Here is a 15,885-nt window from a genome sequence, read left to right on the forward strand (position 1 = left end):
GCGCTGCCCGTATCAGTACGCGGCAGAGCCGGTGCCGGTGCCGGTGCCGCTTCCGGCGTCGGCGTCGGCGTCGTCGTACGGAGCCCGCAGGCGCAGCCGCGCGGCGAGGATGGCGACGTCGTCCTCGGCGTGGGCGGCGTCGAGTGCGCCGCAGACCGCGTCCACCACGTCCGTGAGGGGCCCGGTGGTGGGCGGGCGGAGGGCGGCGAGGCGGGCGAGTGAGGTGTCGATGTCCTCGCCCCGGCGTTCCACCAGGCCGTCCGTGTAGAGCAGCAGCGTCTGCTCCGCCGTGATGGGCCGGGCGAGTGCCTCGTACCCTCCGACACCCGTGCCCAGCGGCGGGCCGACCGGTACCTCCAGGAGCTCGCCCGGGCCGTCGCGCGTGAACACGGCGGGCGGGAGGTGACCCGCGCTGGCGTACACGGCCATGCCGCGGGCCGGATCGATCCGCACGAGCAGGCAGGTCGCGGGCCGACGGGACTCGTCCGCCGCGGACAGGGCGTCGAGCTGCCGCAGCACCCGGTGCGGGGCGAGGTCGGTGGAGGCGACCTCGCGCAGGACGGAACGGTAGGCGTTCATGTCGACGGCGGCGTCCAGACCGTGTCCCATGACGTCCCCGACCACCAGCAGGGTGCGGCCGAAGTGCAGGCGCACGGTCTCGAACCAGTCGCCGCCGACGATGGCGCGGGATCCGACCGGCAGGTAGCGGCTGGCGATCTCCAGGTTCGGGTGGGGGCGGCCCGGTTCGGCGACGAGCGCCCGCTGCAGGTCCAGCGCGGTCTTCTCCGCGGCCGCCAGGCGCCGGGCGAGGCCGATGTGCAGGCCGGCGAGCCGGGCGGCGAAGTGCATCGTCGCCGTCTCGTGGTCGTCGAAGCCGGTGGGGGCCCGGGCCGCGAGGAGCCGTCCGTAGGTCTCGTCCCGGCCGACCAGGGGAACCGAGACGAAGTGGACGGGCCCCTGCGCGGAGCGCCCGGTCCACACCCGCAACGGCCGGCCCTGGTCCAGCGCCCGTACCGCGGGTGCGCTGTCGGCGGCGGGGCCTTCCAGCAGGTCCGTCGCGCCCGCGGTGGCCACGCGCTCGCTCCTGCCGCCCCGGCCGGTCACGTCCACGGCCGCGGCGCCGCTCAGCGTACGGACGAGGAACCCGGCCAGCTCCCGGCAGGTCTCCCGCTCGTCCCGGGACGTTCCGATACTTTCGAGGGCCTCTTCCATGGCGTGCAGGCGTGCTGCCGAGCCGTCCCGCTCCGCCATCTGGCCTCCCTCGCTCGTCCGCCCCGGGCAGCCGGGCCGAGGAAGGCATTCCACCAGCCCGCCCCGGCCTGTGGGGATCAGCGAGGGGCGTGTCCGTTTCCGTGTACGTCGACCGTACCGAAGGGAGCAGACGCGCCGGGCGCGGCGACGCCGTGAGGTCGGTCCGACCGGGCCGTGTCCGCCGAAGCGGATGCGGCCGCCGCCCTCGCTCCGTATGCTCGGGCGCGGGAGAGCCCGGCGGCCGACCTCGCCCACCCCGTGCGGTGGCGATCGCCGGACCAGCTGCTCAGGGATCGGATGTGCTGCGGATGCATGGGACGTGGAGCCCTTCATGACCACACCGAGGGACCTGCTGATCGTCGCCATGGACACGGAGGCCGGTCGCCCTGCCGAACAGGGCACCCTGTCGCTCGCTCTCGCGGGCGCCGAGATCATCGACCTCCTCGCCGCCCAAGCCGTCGGACTGGACGGCGATGACATCGTGCCGGGCCGGCAGCCGGTACCGGCGGACCGCCTGCTGGACGAGGCCGCCGCGTCGCTCGTCCGGGAGGCGCCCTACGAGTCGGTCGACGACTGGCTGTGGCGCAGGGGCCGCGGGCTGTCCGCGACCTACCAGGCCGCGCTCGAAGCAGACGGAGACCTCATCCGGCAACGCCGCCGCGGGATTGCCTTCGGGGCCGGTCAGCCGGTGCTGGCGGATTCGCCCGCACGCCGCCGGGCCGCCGACCGCTGGGCATCGGACGAACCCGTCCTCGCCGCCCTCGCGGAGGCCGCCGGGATCGGCGGCGAGCGGACCGGAGACGTTCCGGAGGTGACCGACGACGCCGTCGCGACGGTGCTGGCCGCGGTCAACGACGCGTTGCTGGAACTGGAGTCCGTGCGGCAACGCCGAGCCATCGAAGAGGCGGCCTTCGACAACATCTGGCGAGGCAGCGCCGGATGACGCCGGAGCTCCCAGGCCGGGGATCCGACCCGGGAGCCCGCGCCGCAGCCGGCCGTGCCGTCGCTCCGCTACAGGGACTCGGTCCGCTACAGGGACAGGGCCGCCCGGGCTTGCTTGGATTCGACCCGTCCCAGCGGGTCGGAGCCGGCCGTGAGAGCGTCACGCGCCGCCTGCCAAGCGGGGTCTTCGGGGTAGAGCTCGCTGCGGAGGTAGGCCCAGGTGAGCCGCTGGACCGCGGACACCCGCTCGGGGTTCTCGTCCGTGGTCTCGGCGACGTCGTATCCAGAGACCCCGCCCAGCCCGTGCTCCGCGTCGAACAGGGTGAGCAGGGCCTTGCGGCCCGGTGAGAGGACGTACGGATCGGTATGCCACTCCGGGCCCTGGACCGTCAGGTGGGCAGAGGTGTCCTTGTCGCCGGCCACCACGAGCGTGGGCGTCGTCATCCGGGAGAAATCCGTGGTCGAGAAGAACGGGTAGGTCTCGGCCACGAACTTGGTGAGGGAGTCGCCCCCTCTGCCCGGCGCGGCAAGCAGCACACCCGCCTTGATCCGGGGCTCGGCGAGGTCCACTTCCGTTCCGTCGTGCGGATCGGTGAGCCGGGCGCCCAGCAGCAGGCTCGCGGTGTGCCCGCCCATCGAGTGCCCGGCTACCGCGACCCTGCTTCGGTCCAGGCGCCCGAGGAGCTGCGGGACGGCGGCCTCGATCACGTCGAGCCGGTCGAGGATGTGCTTCATGTCCTCGGCCCTCGATCGCCAGTACAGGGGCGCCCCGGAGGTATCGGGATCCAGGCTCAGCGTCGTCGAACTCAGATGGGTGGGCTGGATCACGACGAAGCCGTGCGCCGCCCAGAAGTTGACGAGTGGTGCGTAGCCGTTCAGCGAGGAGAGGTTGTTCGAGTAGCCCTGGCCGTGCGAGAGGAGGATGATCGGCAGCTCGCTCCCGGTCACCGGCGCGGAGACCCGTACCTGCAGGTCCACGGCTCGGCCGGGAGCCGGCAGGACAACCGGAGCGACCGAGAGGACGGGAGCGGGTGAGGTGACGGCGTCGGCTGCGCGAGTCGATTCGCTCATGATTCGCATGTCCCTTTCATGGCCTCCGTGCCGGTCTCATGTGGCCGGCAGCGGGTGAGGCGGTTGGGGGAGGCCCGCTTCAGCTACACTCAAAGCGGAGCGTCGTTCCGTTTAATATACGGAGCACTGTTCCGCTTTGTCAACGGCCGTCGGAAGGAGAGCGTGGTGCCCAGTACGAGCCACTCCGGGGAGGTGCCGGCCCGAAGCAAACGGGCCGACGCGCGGCGCAACCAGCAGACGCTGCTCGACGCCGCCGCTGCGGTGTTCGTGACCTCAGGCGTCGACGCGCCGATCCGTGAGATCGCGGCCAGGGCCGGCGTCGGGATGGGGACGATCTACCGACACTTCCCCAATCGGGCCGATCTCGTCGTCGCCGTCTACCGCCACCAGGTCGATGCCTGCGCCGAGGCGGGCCCGGCCCTGCTGGCCGGCGCCGACTCTCCGCTCGCGGCGCTCCGTCAGTGGGTCGACCTCTTCGTTGATTTCCTGGTCACGAAGCACGGACTCGCCAACGCGATGCAATCGGACAGCAGCGGCTTCGACGCGCTGCACAGGTACTTCCTCGACCGCCTGGTGCCCGTCTGTGCGCAGCTGCTCGAAGCCGCAGAGGACGCCGGCGAGATCAGGCCCGGTACGCACGCCTACGAACTGATGCGAGGCATCGGCAACCTCTGCATCGGGCGTGGCGACGATCCCCGCTACGACCCCCGTCGATTGGTCGAACTGCTCCTCCAGGGACTGCGGGAGCGCAGCCGTCCCGATCTCGACGGTGAGCCTGAGCAGCAGTGACCACCCGAGCGCACCCTCCGCTGTCCGAGCCCCGACCGCTCGGTGAACTCCGAAGCTGGCCCGGCGGTTTCACGGACCGGCTGACCTCTCCCTTGCCGGGGATCGCCGATTTCGTCCGCCTCGCCCTGCGGGGCGAACGCCTGCGCCCGTCAGCCGAAAACCGGGCCCAGATCCCCGACCTGCCCTTCCAGCCCGGCCCGCTGCCCGAGGCCGGGCCCGCGGACCTGGCCCTGACCTGGGTGGGACACGCGAGTTACGTCCTGCGGATCGGAGGCCTCACCGTCCTCACCGACCCGGTCTGGTCGCGGCGGATCGTGGGAACCCCGGACCGGGTGACGCCCGTCGGCGTTGCCTGGGAAGACCTTCCGCCGGTCGACGCCGCGGTCATCAGCCACAACCACTACGACCACCTCGACGCTCCCACCCTGGACCGACTGCCGCGCGACACCCCGGTGTTCGTGCCGGCCGGTCTCGCCCGCTGGGTGCGCGGCCGGGGCTTCGAACGGGTCACCGAACTCGACTGGTGGGAAGCGGCGGAACTGATCGGCGAAGCAGGCCCGGTCCGCTTCGACTTCGTACCCTCCCACCACTGGAGCCGACGCGGCCTGACCGACACCTGCCGGAGCCTGTGGGGCGGCTGGGTCCTGACCGCGCCCGACGGCCGGCGCCTCTACTTCGCGGGGGACACCGGATACGGACACTGGTTCGGGGAGATCGGCGCCCGCTACCCCGGGATCGACGTCGCACTCCTGCCGATCGGCGCGTACGAGCCGCGCTGGATGCTGTCGCCCGTCCACACGTCTCCGGAGGAGGCCGTCCGCGCCTGCGCCGATCTCGGCGCGCGGATCATGTCGCCGATGCACTGGGCGACGTTCCTGCTCTCGGCCGAGCCGCCGCTGGAGCCCCTGCACCGGGTGCGGGCCGCGTGGGCGGAGGCGGGACGCCCCGCCGCGGACCTCTGGGACCTTCCCGTCGGCGGCTCCCGCGTACACCGCAGCGGCGACGGCCCGGACGGCTCGCCGACCGCATCCTCGTAGCGGGCCGAGGGAAGATGGCGGGTGCCCCCGCTGGACGAAGTCCAGGACCGCTCAACGGCTTTCCGTTCCGTCAGCCCGGTCTTGCGTCCGAACCCGCCAGCGACTGGGCGGAGATACCGAGGTCGGCGGGCTCCGCGGCCGCCGTGCACGGGCGGGCTGCGCCGTCCAGCACGGACCCCGTCGCCCGCTGGCGGCGGATGTGGCGGGTGCGTACGGCGGTGTACAGCGCGGCGGTGATGACGCTGGTGGCGCACCAGGCGCCGAGGACCACGACGATCGTGGTGAGGACGGCCACGAGGGCTCCTCGGGTGTGAGACGGAAGAGGCGGGACTGGCACGGCAGCGGTGTCGGCCGCTGTCACGGAGGAACGGGCGGCAGGGTGTTCGGCGGCGCAGTGGCCCCCGAGGCGCATCGCGGCGGTGACCGAGTGCCGAGATGAGCTGGGCTAGGGGTACTCACCGTGACCGACACGTACCCCAACGGCATGGACTTCACGCTGACCACCTCCGACGACTTCAAGCCGGTGACGGGAAACGTCGAGGGCGACAGTTGAGTTCGGCGGTACGCGGGTCCCGGCCGGGTGTGGTTCGGCCCGTTCCCCTCGGCGGGGTGGCAGGGTGGGGGTATGTGTGGTCGCTATGCCTCCTCCCGGGCCCCGGAGGACCTCGCGGGCCTCTTCGACGCCGAGCGGGATCCCGGCGCCGGGGAACTCGGGCCCTCGTGGAACGTGGCCCCGACCGATGACGTGTGGGCGGTTCTGGAGCGCGCCGACCGCGGTACCGGAGAGGTGGCGCGGCAGCTGCGGCCGGTGCGCTGGGGCCTGGTGCCGTCGTGGGCCAAGGACCCGGCCGTCGGCTCGCGGATGATCAACGCGAGGGTGGAGACCGTGCACGAGAAGCCGGCGTACCGGCGCGCGTTCACCCGGCGGCGGTGTCTGCTGCCCGCGGACGGCTTCTACGAGTGGGTCGCGGTGCCCGCCACCGGCTCGGCCAAGGCCTACAAGCAGCCGTACTTCATCCGCCCCGAGGACGCGGGGGTGATGGCCATGGCCGGGCTGTACGAGTTCTGGCGCGATCCGGGCGTCAAGGACGACGACGACCCGTCCGCGTGGCTGACCACGGCGACGATCATCACCACCGAGGCCACCGATCTGGCCGGCCGCGTCCACCCCCGCATGCCGCTGGCCCTCGACCCGGGGGACTACGACACCTGGCTCGATCCCGCCCACCAGGACACAGCCGATCTCCGTGCTCTCCTCCACACCCCGGCCGGAGGCCGTCTCGCGGTGACCGCGGTCTCGACCGCGGTCAACAGCGTCCGCAACAACGGGCCCCACCTCCTGGAACCCGCCACCCCGTGACGCCGGCCTCGGCGTGGCCGCCGGTGGCGGCGCAACCCGTGCCCCGCTCCGTCGTTCATCAGTGGCGTACGGCAGAAATCCATGCGGCGGGCGCGTGCGCCCTTGCTCCCGCGGCACCGGCGATCGGGCCCCCGACCACTTGGAGGAGACGACGTGCTTCGTGCGGCTGTGCACCGGATCGGACGGAGTCTCGCGGTCGCGGCCACCGTCGTGTGCGCCATCGGGGCCCTCGCCGCCGCTCCGGCCGGGGCCGATGTGGCGGGCCCGGTCTTCGACCGGGAGTTCGCGGACCCGGACATCGTGAAGGTGGGGAGTACCTACCACGCGTACGCGACGAATGAGGGCAGCAAGTACATTCAGCACACGACGTCCCAGGACCTGGCGCATTGGTCGATGGCCGGCTCCGACGCCTTGCCCGAAGTCGGGGGTTGGGCGGATCCGGACCACCGGCAGGTATGGGCGCCCGAGGTGTTCGACAACGGCCGCGGCTTCACCATGCACTACACCGCCCTCGACCGCGCGAGCGGCAGGCAGTGCATCGGCGTCGCCCTCTCCTCCTCCCCGGACGGACCGTTCCGGCCCGTCGGCGTCGGGCCGCTGGTCTGCCCGGCCGCCCAGGGCGGCGCCATCGATGCCGCGAGCTACACGGAGAACGGCGAGCGGTACCTGCTGTGGAAGAACGATGGCAACTGCTGCGAGATGGACACGTGGCTCCATCTCCAGGCCGTCTCCTGGGACGGTACCCGGACCACGGGTGAGCCTCTCCGACTCATCAAGCAGGACCGGGAGTGGGAGGGGCGAGTGGTCGAAGCCCCCACCCTCGTCAAGCGGGACGGCCGCTACGTGCTGTTCTACTCGGCCGACTTCTACGACGGCGACGGGTACAAGACCGGCTATGCGGTGGCGGCCAGCCTCACGGGCCCGTACACCAAGGCGGCCGCACCGCTGATGACCACGGCGTCCTTCAGCGGTGCGGTGCACGGTCCGGGGGGTCAGGACGTGGTGACGGGACCCGACGGACGGGACCGGATCGTCTTCCACGGCTGGCGCGACGGCGGTGTCCGACGACGCGTCATGTATGCGGCCGACCTGGGGTTCGCCGACGGCCTTCCGGTGGTCCGGGGCAGCAGAGTGGTCTACCAGGCAGAGAGCGCACGGGTGAACCGCGCGGTCGTCCGCGACGCCGTCGGCGCCCTCGACGGGAGGGCGGTCGGCTACATCGACCACGAAGACAGCTTCGCCGAATTCACCGTCTTCGCCGCCTCGGAAGGCCCCCACACCCTCTGGGCGCGATTCGCCAACGGCTCCCGGAACAGCGCCGACGGCCCGGCACCGGCCTCGCACCTCCTGACGGTCAACGGCCGGGCCGCGGGCGCCGTGAACTATCCGCACACCGGCTGGGACCGCTGGGACGAGTCGGCGGTGTCCGTCACCTTGCGCAAGGGCTGGAACGCCGTTCGTCTGTCCAAGGGCGAGCGCTATGCCGAGCTGGACTGCGTGGCGGTGGCCTGAGCCGCGTCAGCCCCACTTCTGCTGGTCCGAGCGGTTGCAGGGCACGGCGCGCAGCCCGGCGGTGCCGCCGTCGTCCAGGCAAGTCCCGGTGGTCTGGCTCCTGACCTGGACCGACTCGTCGGCCCACGACGTGAGGGACCACTTCTGGGACGAGGTCCTGCCGCAGGCCGCGGCGTGCAGCCCGGAGCCGCTGCTGTCCAGGCATGCCCCCGTGGCGTGGTTGCGCAGTTCGCTGGTGCCGTCGGGGTTCGGGTGAACGGTCCACCGCTGGTAGCTCATCCCGTTGGGCGCGAACGAGCGCAGTCCCTTGTCGAGGCTGTGGTCCAGGCAGTTGCCGGTGGCCCGGTTGACGAAGTTCCGGACCTCGTCGTGCGATGACGGACGGTGGTCCTGGGCGTTCTCGCCGTCCGCCGGTGCCGCCGCCGGATCCCGCGTGGACGCCGGGCTGCCCGGCAGTAGAACGGCCCAGGTCAGCGCGGCTCCGAGGACCAGGCCGACGAACACGCCGCCGACGGCCCCCGCGTGTCGGCCACGGATCCGGCCGACGCCCAACCGCTGCCATGGGCGCCACCATGACGGGGGCCCCTGTTCGGCTGCGGGCTTGCTGCTGCTGCCGCCGCCAGGCGGTTTGGGCTGGCACCGGTCCGCCGCTTTCCACAGCACCAGGTAGTCCGCCGGATCCGCGTCCAGCGCACGGCACAGATCGCGGACGGTGTCCCAAGGCGGGACCGTCTGGCCCAGTAGGTAACGCGACAGCGACGAGTCGCTGATCATCACTTCCGATTCGAGGGAACGCAGTGTGCGCCCCGAGCGCTGCTGCAGTTCCTTGAGCGCATCCGCCAGTTGCTTTCCCGCCCCGGCGTGCTGCCCGTCGACGCCTGCCATGTTCGCCCCTTCCGGCCGGCGCCACATGTGCTGCCCCGGCAGGCCGCGCTTGTCCCGGGATGGTCATGTCCCAGCAGGTCAGAACCCTAGGGATCCCGACATCGGTGAAGCAAACGGGACAGCCTTGCGACGCCCCGACGCGCCCCCACAAACTCGTCATCACCCCGCTCCGCAGCCCGTGCAGAGGCAGGAACACCTGCGTCGCACACGGTGACCCGGGAGGGATGACGGGTGAGGCCGACGGAACGCCTTTCCTCGGCCACCAGGGCTCTTTCGACCCCATCAGGGGTCTGCGGAGCCGTGCCCCGTCGCCCTCCCTCACGCGGGCCGGTGTCATTCCCTACGAGCAATCGGAGAACCGAGATGTCCAAGAACACCACCCGTCGCTGGAGCATGGCGGCGTTGACCGCCGTCGTCTGCGCAGGCTCGGCCGCGCTGACCGCCCCATCGGCACCCGCGGCGCAGCCCACGACGCCCCGGACGCCGACCGCCTCCTTCGAGAGCCGGTACGGCGAGGCCGTCCAGGCTGCTCCCCGCACCAGCCGTGCGCAGGTACTGGCGCGGGCGAAGACCTGGCTGACCGCCGACAACGGCCGTCCCGTGCCGTACAGCCAGAACAAGCGGTGGAAGGACGGCTACCGGCAGGACTGCTCCGGTTTCGTCTCCATGGCCTTGGGCCTGTCCAAGCCCGGACCCAACACCGTCGCCCTGAAGAAGGGCGCTTTCACGCGCCGGATCTCGATGAGCCAGCTCGCCCCCGGTGACCTGGTCATCAAGGCCGACAGCAACAGCGCCGACAAGCGCCACGTCGTCATCTTCGACGGCTGGGCCAACAGCGCCCACACCGTCTACAAGTCCTACGAGCAGGCCGGCGGCGTCGGAACCCGCTGGAAGCAGCACTCCTACGGAGTCAACGGGCGCGACGGCTACCACGCCTACCGCCCCGTCAACATCGTGGGCTGACCTCCCGCAGTCGCAGTCGCAGCCATCCCACTCCCGCGCCCCACCCCCCGCCCGCACCACCGCGGGCGGGGGGTGGGGCCCTCACCCGCACCGGATCACCCCCCGGTCACCGCGGACCAAGGAGCACACATGAACACCACTGCGTTCACGATCAAGTCCCGAGCAGCCCTGACGGGCATCCTGCTCGCCATCGGACTGGCCGCGGCCACCACGACGGCCGGTGCGGCGGTGCCGGCCGGCGCACTCGACAGCGTCCAGACCTTCCGCAACGGCGCGACATCGGTCTGCCTGGACGACAGCGATGCCGGCGTCCGCACTTACACCTGCCTGGGTAACGACCACCAGAAGTGGAACGTGCACCGGTGGGCCGACGGTACCCGTGAGCTCAGGAACCTCAAGACCGGACGCTGCCTCACCGACTTCCCGCGAGGCAGCGTCTCGGTCCATCCCTGTGACAAGGACAAGGACGAGAGCTGGATCGTCCACCGCTACCCGGACGGAGCCGTCGAGCTGAAGAACCAGGCAACCGGGCTGTGCCTGGACGACAGCTTCGAACACCACCTCCGCACCTTCCCATGCGGTACCCACAGCGCCAGGAGCCCGTTCCAGACCTGGCGCTAGCGTCCCAGGCTGCTGACCCGAGCCCGGCCCCCGACGGCTGCCGGGCTCGGGGCAGGCCTCGACCCGACGTCACCGCCATGGATCCGGCGATGTTGGATGGTGGCATGGTGAGACGGAAGAGGGAGAAGGACAAGCGGCCTCCCTTCGGCATGCCGAAGGGAATCGTCTTGCTTGCGACGCCGGACGGCTGGCGCCACAGCGTCCTCACGGTGGAAGACGGCATGCTCTGCGGCCGCCTCAGCGACGAGCTGCTCGACCCCGAGGCTGCCCTGGCCGCCGCCACGACGATGCTGAAGGAACTCGCGCGCGACTTCCACGACTCCGCCGTCGAAGTGACCTGGGATCCGCGTCAGGAGCCCTGGACCTGGACCGGCCACGTCGTCCCCGCCGACGGAAGCAGCTCGCCGATCGGCTCCCGGCTCAGATGATGTGGATGCGCTCCAGGGATCCGGCGGTGTCGCGGACCATCAGGTCGTGGCCCTTGGCGCGTTCCTGCTCGATGAAGCCGAGCAGGAGTACGGCCCGGTTGATCACGTCGGATTTGCTGACTCCCGTCGCGGCGGTCAGGTCGCCGACCACGGTGACGGCGGGAGGGCACAGGGTCACGGAGTACCGCTCGCTGTCGGGGTGGGAAGGGAGCTGATCCATGGCAATGCCTTTCTGTCGGCCGAATGTGCACCGAGTCTGCACCAGAAGCGTGCTGTTGTGCATCGAATATGCATCGCGCGCCCCGGGAGTCAGAGGGTTGGGGTGAACTGCGGAAGCGGGAGGGCGTCCTTGGGGCGCATGAGACGTTCTGCTGCGGCGAGGGCGCGCAGCAGCGGCAGACGGGCGAACGTGTCGCGGACGCGCCTGCCGGCGGCGGTCTTGGGGACCATGAGGCGGACGTTGACTCCGATCCGCTGCTTCTTGCGGACCAGGTCGCGGTGGGTGGCTTCGTAGCGGAGGAAGGCGGCCCGGTGGTCACCGCGTGCCGCGGCGAGTTCCCCGGCCAGCCGGTAGGCGCCGACGAGGGACAGTTCCGTGCCGGCGCCCGAGGCCGGGGAGGCGCACCAGGCGGCATCGCCCACCAGGGCCACCCGGCCCGTGGACCATGACTCCATGTGGACCTGGCTGAGCGCGTCGAAGTAGAAGTCGGGATCGTCCAGCGCCGTGGAGAGCAACTCCTTGATCCGCCAGGGGGACTCGCCCTCGAACGCCGCGCGCACCAGACGCTTGTGCTGTTCGACGTCCCGGTGGTCGTAGGCCAGGCGGCCGGAGCGGAAGATGAAGTACGCCTTGGCTCGGGCGTGGTTGCCGGAGCGGTAGACCCCGGCCATCTTGCCCGGCAGGTTGAACATCGTCACCCAACGGTCCTCGCCCAGGGCCGCGTCGGTGTCGGCGAAGGCGAAGTGGTGGTCCTTGTGCCGGATGAACTTCGCTTCGGGGCCGAAGGCCAGGCGGCGGACCGTGGAGTGCATGCCGTCGGCGCCGATGACCAGGTCGAAGCGGCGGGTGTCCGCGTGCTCGAAGGCGACCGTCACTCCGTCGTCGTCCTGCTCCAGTCGGCTGACGGAGTCGCCCCAGAGGTGTTCCACGCCCGCGTCGGTCGCCTGGTGGAGCAGCGCCACCAGGTCGCCGCGCATGATCTCGACCGCGTCGGCGTCCCGGGTGTCGATGCGGGCGAGGCCGCGGTCGTCGGCGTCGACGAACTTCTGGCCGAGCCGGGCGCCCCCCTCACGGTCGAGGCCATCGCCAAGAAGGCCGGCCTGGGCGCGGCGACCGTGGTTCGCGCCTTCGGCGGCAAGGACGCGCTGCTCGACGCCGCGGTCTCCGGCCTGCTCGAACCGGTGGTCCACCGCGCTGGGCAACTGCTGGACGAGACCCGCCCGGAACGGGCCCTGCGCACCTTCCTGACCGAACTGATCGCCTTCCAGTCCGCGCACCACGCCATCGGCGACCAGCTGGGCAGCCTGGAACTTCCCGCCACCACGGCCCTGCGGAAGGAACTGGTGCGGGCCGTGGAGGAAATGGTCGCCAGGGCGCAGCGCGACGGCGCGATCCGCGCCGACCTCGATCCCGCCGTCATCACCACCCTGATCGGCCAGACCGCCTATGCGATCGCCCGGGCGCAGGCCCAGCCCGCGTCCGAGGGACTTGCCGCCGCCTACATCACCGTCGTCATGGACGGGCTCCGCCCCGGGCAGCCCGGCCCTGGCGGCGACACGGGCCGGCTGCCGCCCAGCGCGCCGTGACCTCCCGAGTACGTTCGCCTGTCGCCGTCAGGGGCAGGTGTCATGATGCGGAGTCATGGGAACGAGGGATGACAGCGATGAGGCGTACGTAGTCGGCCTGTGCGACCAGGTGCTTGGCGAGACGGCCGTTGCGCAGCACAGGTTCGACTGGCTGGTCGGGGATCCTGGATCCGGCGGGCGGCGGGCCAGGCTGCCGGTCGATGCCTACTGGCCCGGGCATCAACTCGTGGTCGAGTACCGCGAGTTGCAGCACGATCAGCCGACGCCCCATTTCGACAAGCCTGACAGGCTCACGATCAGCGGGGTCCATCGGGGTGAGCAGCGGGCGCTGTACGACGCCAGGCGCGATGCGGAGATTCCCGCTCACGGTCTGCGGCTCGTCGTGCTCCGCCCGGCCGACCTTGACGCGGACGCCCGCGGGCGTCTGCGCCGCAACCAGAAAGCGGATCTGTCCGTACTGACGAAGATCCTGGCACGGGGCAGCGACGAGTGCCGGGTCACGGATGCGTTCCGGACCTGACTACTGGCCCAAGGCTGGACGCCGGTTGCCCCGACCGGACCGCTGGACCGACCTTGAAGCCGTGCGCGGCGACGAGCGATTGATCTGCGAGGCCAAGGGCCGGACCAGCGAGAAGGGCACCGACTCGGGTTCGAAGGTGATCCGGACGTCCGTGCGACGCCGATGAGTTGGTCGCGATCGCGGGTGGAGAAGACGAAAGGCAAGGAGGTGTAACCACTCCTTGCCACTCTCAACTTATAGCGCACCAGGGGGCTTGCGGCAAGGCCCCGGCCGTGGGGCAGAATCGCGGACCGAGGCCAGGACCTGCGAAAACGGGGGATTCACGAAGTGCATTTGTTGTTGTCGTTCTATGGGGTGCGCGGCGAGGCCGAGCCGGTGGCGGGACTCGCGTCGCGGTTGAGGCACCGGGCACCGGGGCGCCGAGGCGCGGGTGGGCGCGCTGCCGGGCTTCACGGGCGCGTCCCCGGATCGGGGCTGATGGCATGAACCACCTGACCACCAGCGCGTTCGACCTTCCCGACCACCTCTCACCCAAGGCCGCCCCGACGCTGATCGACGGCGACGAGCAGCACTTCGCGGCCATCGCCGAGTGCCTTGAGCAGTCGATCGCCGAAGTGTCCGACCGTCTCGATGCCGCGCGCCTGGCGCCCGGCGGCATCGGCCGGGAAGCGATGGACCGGGACGTGGAGATCCACCGGCTGACCGGTCGTCTGCGTGCCTTGCGCCGCTTCGGTCTGGACCTGTGCCTCGGACGCATCGTCGGCACGGACAGCTCCGAGCCCGTGTACATCGGACGACTCGGCCTCACCGACAGCGCGGGTCGCCGGCTGCTGCTCGACTGGCGTTCACCCGCGGCCGAGCCGTTCTTCGCGGCGACCCACGCCAACCCGATGGGTCTGGCAAGCCGCCGACGGTACCGCTGGACCCGCGGCCGGATCGGCGACTACTGGGACGAGGTGTTCACTTCGGACGGGCTCGAAGGGCACGCCGCGCTCGACGACCAGTCCGCCTTCATCGCCAGTCTGGGCAGCAACCGGTCGTCCCGGATGCGGGACGTGCTCGGCACCATCCAGGCCGATCAGGACGCCATCATCCGGGCGGGATCCCGCGGCGCCCTCGTCGTCGACGGCGGTCCGGGTACGGGCAAGACCGTCGTCGCTCTGCACCGCACCGCCCACCTCCTCTACTCCGATCCTCGCCTCGGTCACCGTCGCGGCGGCGTGCTGTTCGTCGGTCCGCACCGGCCCTACCTGGACTACGTCGCCGATGTCCTCCCCAGCCTCGGTGAGGAGGGCGTGCAGACCTGCATCCTGCGCGACCTCGTCGCCGAGGGAGCCGGAGCGGCGATCGAGCGCGACCCGGACGTGGCCTCGCTGAAGTCGTCCGCGGACATGGTGAAGGCGATCGAGCCGGCCGTCGGCATCTACGAAGAGCCGCCCACCAAGGGGATGACGGTCTCGACCCACTGGTCCGACATCTGGCTGAGCGCCGACGACTGGGCGGCGGCGTTCGAAGCGCCGGAACCCGGTACTCCGCACAATGAGGCGCGCGACCAGATCTGGGAGGAACTGGTCGCGATCCTGCTGGACAAGCACGACGGCGACGAGGTCTCGCCCGAGCTGTTCCACAGGTCGCTACGGCAGAACCGGGAGCTGGTCACGACCCTCGACCGCGCATGGCCGATGCTCGAAGCGACCGACCTCGTCGGAGACCTCTGGACCGTACCCGCCTACCTGCGCAAGTGCGCTCCCTGGCTCAGCCGCGACGAGGTCCGCAAGCTGCAGCGTGAGGAAGCCCAGGCCTGGACGGTGTCCGACCTGCCGCTCCTGGACGCGGCCCGGCAGCGGCTCGGTGATTCGGAGGCGTCGGCGCGAAAGCGTCGCCGGGACGCCTCTGTCGCGGCCGAACGCGAGCGCATGGCCGGCGTCATCGACAGCGTGCTCGCGGCCGATGCCGACGGTGAGGGCGCGGTGACGATGCTGCGGGGGAAGGACCTGCAGGACAGCCTGATCGACGAGACCGCACTGCCCGGCGCCGACCGGGACCTGCTCGCAGGCCCGTTCGCGCACATCGTCGTGGACGAGGCTCAGGAACTGACCGACGCGGAGTGGCAGATGCTGCTGCTCCGCTGCCCGTCCCGGAGCTTCACCATCGTCGGGGACCGGGCCCAGACCAGGCACGGGTTCACGGAGTCGTGGCGGGAACGGCTCGAACGGGTCGGGCTCGACCGGATCGACATGGCTTCCCTGAGCATCAACTACCGGACCCCGGAAGAGGTCATGGCGGAAGCCGAGCCGGTCATCCGAGCCGTGCTCCCGGACGCCAACGTGCCGGCCTCCATCCGCAGCAGCGGCGTCCCCGTCGTCCACGGATCCGTCTCGGATCTGGACTCGGTCCTCGACGCCTGGCTCGCCGCACATGCCGACGGGGTCGCCTGCGTCATCGGTACCGGTGACATCGGGGGTGGCACCTTCCCGGCTACGTCCCGGGTCCGGTCGCTGACCCCGGCACTGTCGAAGGGGCTCGAGTTCGACCTGGTCGTCCTCATCGACCCGGAGGCGTTCGGCGAGGGCGTCGGGGGAGCGGTCGACCGCTACGTCGCGATGACCCGCGCGACCCGGCAACTCGTCATCCTCACGAGCTCCTGACGCCGGCCGGCCGGGCGGTGGCGGCCGCCACCGCCCCGCCCCGGCCTCGGCG

Annotated in this window: 17 protein-coding genes; 11 read left to right on the forward strand and 6 right to left on the reverse strand. The window is 71.2% G+C overall.

Annotated features, from left to right (window positions below):
• Positions 1 to 12 precede the first annotated feature (12 nt).
• Positions 13 to 1,251, reverse strand: a complete 1,239-nt coding sequence (locus tag OG737_RS31455; protein ID WP_328929591.1) for a SpoIIE family protein phosphatase — start codon at positions 1,249 to 1,251, stop codon at positions 13 to 15.
• A 331-nt stretch (positions 1,252 to 1,582) separates the two neighbouring features.
• On the opposite strand from OG737_RS31455, the gene OG737_RS31460 reads away from it, so the two are divergent.
• Positions 1,583 to 2,194 carry a GPP34 family phosphoprotein gene (locus OG737_RS31460; protein ID WP_328929592.1) on the forward strand — a complete coding sequence of 204 codons (612 nt, stop codon included), beginning with the start codon at positions 1,583 to 1,585 and terminating at the stop codon, positions 2,192 to 2,194.
• A gap of 86 nt (positions 2,195 to 2,280) precedes the next feature.
• Here the strand turns inward: OG737_RS31460 and OG737_RS31465 are convergent, their stop codons facing one another.
• Positions 2,281 to 3,264, reverse strand: a complete 984-nt coding sequence (locus OG737_RS31465; RefSeq protein WP_328929593.1) for a chlorophyllase/cutinase-like alpha/beta fold protein — start codon at positions 3,262 to 3,264, stop codon at positions 2,281 to 2,283.
• Between the two features lie 165 nt (positions 3,265 to 3,429).
• On the opposite strand from OG737_RS31465, the gene OG737_RS31470 reads away from it, so the two are divergent.
• Entirely contained in the window at positions 3,430 to 4,053 is a 624-nt protein-coding gene (locus OG737_RS31470) for a TetR/AcrR family transcriptional regulator (RefSeq protein ID WP_328929594.1), read from the forward strand.
• Positions 4,050 to 5,090, forward strand: a complete 1,041-nt coding sequence (locus OG737_RS31475) for an MBL fold metallo-hydrolase (RefSeq protein WP_328929595.1) — start codon at positions 4,050 to 4,052, stop codon at positions 5,088 to 5,090. Before OG737_RS31470 ends, OG737_RS31475 begins: the two co-directional genes overlap by 4 nt.
• A gap of 70 nt (positions 5,091 to 5,160) precedes the next feature.
• Here the strand turns inward: OG737_RS31475 and OG737_RS31480 are convergent, their stop codons facing one another.
• Entirely contained in the window at positions 5,161 to 5,385 is a 225-nt protein-coding gene (locus OG737_RS31480) for a hypothetical protein (RefSeq protein ID WP_328929596.1), read from the reverse strand.
• A gap of 330 nt (positions 5,386 to 5,715) precedes the next feature.
• Between OG737_RS31480 and OG737_RS31485 the strand changes: the two genes are divergently transcribed.
• Together OG737_RS31485 and OG737_RS31490 are read left to right on the forward strand one after the other, a co-directional pair.
• A complete protein-coding gene (locus OG737_RS31485; protein WP_328929597.1) occupies positions 5,716 to 6,450 on the forward strand; it encodes an SOS response-associated peptidase in 735 nt (244 codons plus the stop codon).
• 153 nt (positions 6,451 to 6,603) lie between these two features.
• Positions 6,604 to 7,962 (forward strand): family 43 glycosylhydrolase, encoded by a 1,359-nt coding sequence (locus OG737_RS31490; RefSeq protein ID WP_328929598.1) that lies wholly within the window; start codon positions 6,604 to 6,606, stop codon positions 7,960 to 7,962.
• Positions 7,963 to 7,968: 6 nt separating this feature from the next.
• Here OG737_RS31490 and OG737_RS31495 read toward each other — a convergent pair whose 3' ends face one another.
• Positions 7,969 to 8,847: a helix-turn-helix domain-containing protein gene (locus tag OG737_RS31495; RefSeq protein ID WP_328929599.1), complete on the reverse strand. Its 879-nt coding sequence runs from the start codon at positions 8,845 to 8,847 to the stop codon at positions 7,969 to 7,971.
• Between the two features lie 363 nt (positions 8,848 to 9,210).
• On the opposite strand from OG737_RS31495, the gene OG737_RS31500 reads away from it, so the two are divergent.
• The 3 genes from OG737_RS31500 to OG737_RS31510 all read left to right on the forward strand — a co-directional run bounded on the left by OG737_RS31500 (position 9,211) and on the right by OG737_RS31510 (position 10,859).
• On the forward strand, positions 9,211 to 9,810 hold the full coding sequence (locus tag OG737_RS31500) for a hypothetical protein (RefSeq protein ID WP_328929600.1): 600 nt from the start codon (positions 9,211 to 9,213) through the stop codon (positions 9,808 to 9,810).
• 129 nt (positions 9,811 to 9,939) lie between these two features.
• Positions 9,940 to 10,431 carry an RICIN domain-containing protein gene (locus OG737_RS31505; RefSeq protein ID WP_328929601.1) on the forward strand — a complete coding sequence of 164 codons (492 nt, stop codon included), beginning with the start codon at positions 9,940 to 9,942 and terminating at the stop codon, positions 10,429 to 10,431.
• Between the two features lie 104 nt (positions 10,432 to 10,535).
• On the forward strand, positions 10,536 to 10,859 hold the full coding sequence (locus OG737_RS31510; protein WP_328929602.1) for a hypothetical protein: 324 nt from the start codon (positions 10,536 to 10,538) through the stop codon (positions 10,857 to 10,859).
• Here the strand turns inward: OG737_RS31510 and OG737_RS31515 are convergent.
• Complete coding sequence (locus OG737_RS31515; RefSeq protein WP_328929603.1) at positions 10,852 to 11,079, reverse strand: hypothetical protein; 228 nt, start codon at positions 11,077 to 11,079, stop codon at positions 10,852 to 10,854. The genes OG737_RS31510 and OG737_RS31515 overlap by 8 nt on opposite strands.
• A gap of 89 nt (positions 11,080 to 11,168) precedes the next feature.
• Positions 11,169 to 12,056, reverse strand: coding sequence for an FAD-dependent monooxygenase (locus tag OG737_RS31520; RefSeq protein WP_328929604.1), 888 nt, complete (start codon positions 12,054 to 12,056; stop codon positions 11,169 to 11,171).
• On the opposite strand from OG737_RS31520, the gene OG737_RS31525 reads away from it, so the two are divergent.
• From OG737_RS31525 to helR, 3 genes are all read left to right on the forward strand, one after another.
• A complete protein-coding gene (locus OG737_RS31525) occupies positions 12,027 to 12,665 on the forward strand; it encodes a TetR/AcrR family transcriptional regulator (protein WP_405922281.1) in 639 nt (212 codons plus the stop codon). The genes OG737_RS31520 and OG737_RS31525 overlap by 30 nt on opposite strands.
• A 55-nt stretch (positions 12,666 to 12,720) precedes the next feature.
• Complete coding sequence (locus OG737_RS31530) at positions 12,721 to 13,185, forward strand: hypothetical protein (protein ID WP_328929606.1); 465 nt, start codon at positions 12,721 to 12,723, stop codon at positions 13,183 to 13,185.
• 482 nt (positions 13,186 to 13,667) lie between these two features.
• The gene (gene helR / locus OG737_RS31535) at positions 13,668 to 15,833 is read left to right on the forward strand and encodes an RNA polymerase recycling motor ATPase HelR (RefSeq protein WP_328929607.1); all 2,166 of its coding nucleotides are present in this window, start codon (positions 13,668 to 13,670) and stop codon (positions 15,831 to 15,833) included.
• Positions 15,834 to 15,885: the final 52 nt, after the last annotated feature.

Source organism: Streptomyces sp. NBC_00122 (assembly GCF_045160845.1).
Lineage (GTDB): Bacteria > Actinomycetota > Actinomycetes > Streptomycetales > Streptomycetaceae > Streptomyces.

Bases quoted from the DNA above. Each gene is read 5' to 3' on its own strand.
- OG737_RS31485 (WP_328929597.1), top strand. From the start codon at position 5,716: ATGTGTGGTCGCTATGCCTCCTCCCGGGCCCCGGAGGACCTCGCGGGC.
- OG737_RS31455 (WP_328929591.1), bottom strand. From the start codon at position 1,251: ATGGCGGAGCGGGACGGCTCGGCAGCACGCCTGCACGCCATGGAAGAG.
- helR (WP_328929607.1), top strand. From the start codon at position 13,668: ATGAACCACCTGACCACCAGCGCGTTCGACCTTCCCGACCACCTCTCA.
- OG737_RS31510 (WP_328929602.1), top strand. From the start codon at position 10,536: ATGGTGAGACGGAAGAGGGAGAAGGACAAGCGGCCTCCCTTCGGCATG.
- OG737_RS31505 (WP_328929601.1), top strand. From the start codon at position 9,940: ATGAACACCACTGCGTTCACGATCAAGTCCCGAGCAGCCCTGACGGGC.
- OG737_RS31520 (WP_328929604.1), bottom strand. From the start codon at position 12,056: ATGCGCGGCGACCTGGTGGCGCTGCTCCACCAGGCGACCGACGCGGGC.
- OG737_RS31465 (WP_328929593.1), bottom strand. From the start codon at position 3,264: ATGAGCGAATCGACTCGCGCAGCCGACGCCGTCACCTCACCCGCTCCC.
- OG737_RS31515 (WP_328929603.1), bottom strand. From the start codon at position 11,079: ATGGATCAGCTCCCTTCCCACCCCGACAGCGAGCGGTACTCCGTGACC.
- OG737_RS31495 (WP_328929599.1), bottom strand. From the start codon at position 8,847: ATGGCAGGCGTCGACGGGCAGCACGCCGGGGCGGGAAAGCAACTGGCG.
- OG737_RS31500 (WP_328929600.1), top strand. From the start codon at position 9,211: ATGTCCAAGAACACCACCCGTCGCTGGAGCATGGCGGCGTTGACCGCC.
- OG737_RS31530 (WP_328929606.1), top strand. From the start codon at position 12,721: ATGGGAACGAGGGATGACAGCGATGAGGCGTACGTAGTCGGCCTGTGC.
- OG737_RS31460 (WP_328929592.1), top strand. From the start codon at position 1,583: ATGACCACACCGAGGGACCTGCTGATCGTCGCCATGGACACGGAGGCC.